Below are 436 nucleotides of genomic sequence, written 5' to 3'. Positions count from 1 at the left end.
CCCTGATGCTGGGCGTTGCGGTGGTGGCGCTGGTCGCGCTAATTCGCCATCCTCTGATGCCGGTGTATGGTGAAATCCTGTTGAAGGTGGTGAGCCGTTAATGTGTTTCCCTCTCTAGCATCCCATATCTCTGCAAGCCCGGTTTGAGCTGGTGATAGAGAGGAAAACTCCTGTTACCGCCGGAACCAACACAGAGAGCATGCTGCTTGCCCCTAATACCGGTATGGAAGGTATCTCTCCGGGTTTATTTGTTATTATCATAATGAGAAATAACGAAAATAATAAAAAGAGCCCCATCATAACCCCGTTAACTAAGGGAAGGATCCAAACGTCCCATCGGCATGTTTCGGGGACATGAGTTTCCTGTGAGGAAAGCGCGGTGATGGAAAATTTATTCATTGCTGAATTGGCCACCAGCTGAGTTCCCTGGGCATAT

1 protein-coding gene is annotated in these 436 nt (G+C 49.1%); it reads right to left on the bottom strand.

All coding sequences use genetic code 11. From position 1 onward, the window contains the following. Positions 1–114: 114 nt before the first annotated feature. A partial coding sequence (locus tag P0R31_RS40800) for a hypothetical protein (protein ID WP_275521262.1) occupies positions 115–436 on the bottom strand: 322 nt, incomplete at its 5' end.

Origin of the sequence: Bradyrhizobium yuanmingense (assembly GCF_029167105.1) — a bacterium.
In the GTDB taxonomy this organism is placed as follows: domain Bacteria; phylum Pseudomonadota; class Alphaproteobacteria; order Rhizobiales; family Xanthobacteraceae; genus Bradyrhizobium; species Bradyrhizobium yuanmingense_A.
This window is presented reverse-complemented; position numbering and strand designations above follow the sequence as displayed.